This window comes from Enterobacter sp. PL_is514 (assembly GCF_055816715.1).
The window spans coordinates 1-2213 of sequence record NZ_JBVPGN010000005.1 but is presented as its reverse complement, the minus strand read 5'-3'; the positions used below and the strand labels follow the sequence as shown (position 1 = coordinate 2213).

General features: G+C 60.3%; 1 protein-coding gene. It reads right to left on the bottom strand.

The window, feature by feature from the left end:
* Nucleotides 1-2213, bottom strand: a 2213-nt coding sequence (locus AC0TNG_RS00045; RefSeq protein ID WP_473723522.1) for a beta strand repeat-containing protein, incomplete at both ends; no start/stop codon positions are given.

Sequence of the window (2213 nt, the reverse complement as noted above, 5' to 3'; positions counted from 1 at the left end):
GTTGGAGACATAGCGGGTATCGAACGCCGCATCGCCGAGGAAGCGGTAATCGTAATCCGGGTTCAGGTTGAGGCGGCCCAGCATATAGGACGAGCCGAGGAACTGCTTCTCGTCGGTAAACGCCAGCCGCGTCTCCTGCGGTGCCGTGGACGACGGTTTGACCCCGAGCATTGCGTTCAGATCGGCAAACAGGGCGGGATCGAGCTGTCCGAGACCGTTCAGTTTCGGGTTGATGCCGATCAGGTACGGGCTTTTCGGGTTGTCGGAGAAGACAAAATAGCCGTTGTTGCCCGACGGCAGCGGGTAAGCGCTGGTATCGACGCGCTGTCCCTGATAATGCCCGACGGCGCCGCCCTGAGCGGTTCTGAGATCGGCTGTGGTGACCCCGGCGTTCGCCAGCGCGCCCAGCTGGCCGAGGTTGGCGTTGCCTTTCTGCCTGGTGCCAATGTTGCTGAGAGGCGTGCCGGACGCGCCGCCGTTTTCCAGCGCGCCGCCGCCGTTAAGCTGCTGTAGCGCACCCTGGAGCTGATCGTTCCACTGCGGCGAGTTCACCGCCACGGTGCCGGTAGCGTTCAGCCCCTGTTTTTGCACGCCGCTGCCGACGCTCTGGTTGCTGAGGGTGTTCAGCGACGGGGCAGAGATAACGTTGCTAACGCCGCCCGCGTTAGCGGTGGTATTGGTGTTGCTGATGTTGCTGGTGAAGTTTGCGGTGACGTTACCGCCCGCCTGGATGACGGCGCGGTAGAACTCCCCTGTTTCGTACTGACTGTCTTGTCCTGTAAGAGTAAAACGTACAGTATCATTTTCAAACCCAACCCCCTGCGGTTTAGTAGAGAGGTCACTTGTAGCATAGGTGTTTGGGCTGTATGGCGATTGTTGATATTCATAAACGAGATAAGTCGTCTGCTTTCCGGACTGCCAGCTTTGGTTGTTAAGCGTCGTTCCAGCCAGTGAAGCATCTCCCGCAGCCAGCACGAAGCTGGCCTGATTATCCAGTTGGTTGGCATTTATACTAAGATTCCGCCCGGACATTATCCGCCCGGCACTGCCATTAGCACTTACGCCCACATCAGTTTCTGATACAGCAAAACGCTGGGTGGAGGCTGTAGCAAAAGGTGCAAGGTTGTAAAACGTCTTATAAAACTCAAAACATGAACCCCGAGCCCCACATCCAGTAGAAGAAGTGACACGCCTGTCTGAATAGAACCCGTAGCTTCCTGCGGGTAAATCATTTACAGAAACATTAATGATGGATTGCCCAAGATCTTTAATACCTGCATTCACTTGTCTGCTTTGTTCGGACGTCGTCAACCCATCCCGCGTATTCAGCAAATACCCGGTCCTGATCCCAATATCACCATTCTGCGTCTCAATATTCCCCGACGTATTCACCACCCGGCTGTTCGCATTCCCCGCCGCATCCCGCTGCATCCACAGGTTGTTCCCCGCCATGATGTCGCCGCGCTGGTTGGTGATGCTGTCGGCAAACAGCGCCAGGTTATTCGCCGCATACAGCAGCGCGGTGTTGACGATAGCGCCCGGCGCGCTCAGGGTCAGCGAGCCGCGCGTGCCGGTGAAGCCGTCCACGATAATATTGCTCCGGCTGGCCACGGTGATGTCACCTCCGCCCTGCACCGAGCCCGCGGCGTTCAGCGCCACGCTGCTGCCGGAAAGCGTACTCGTGCCGCCGCCGGTGGTGATTTGTCCGTTGTTGCTGAGCTGTCCGCCCGCGTTCAGGTTGACCGCCTGCCCCTGCAGCACGCTGCGGTTATCGATGTCGCCGCCGCTGTTGATGGTCAGGGTTCTGCCTGCCGCCACGGCGGTCCGGCTGGTAAACGCGTTCGTCAGCTGCAGCGTTAAGTCCCCCAGGGACACCAGCTGGCCGGTCAGGTCCAGCCCCCGGCTCTGCAGCCACAGGTTGCCGCCGCTCAGCAGCCTGCCGCCCGCGCTCTGGGTTACCTGGTCCGCGCCAATATTCAGCTGCGCGTTGCCGAGCAGCGTGCCGCTGTTGTTCAGCTGGCCGTAGTTAACCGTCAGCTGTCCCGCCTGGGTGGTGCCCTGGCTGGCGAAGGTGGTGCCGGTCAGGGTGGCGCGATCGGCCACCCACGTGCCGCCGTTGGTGGCGTTTGCCGCATTGAGTATCAGGTCGGTGGCCTGCAGCCAGCCGGTGCCGGTGAACTGCGGCGTGCCGAGCGTCAGGCGCGCGCCGGAGA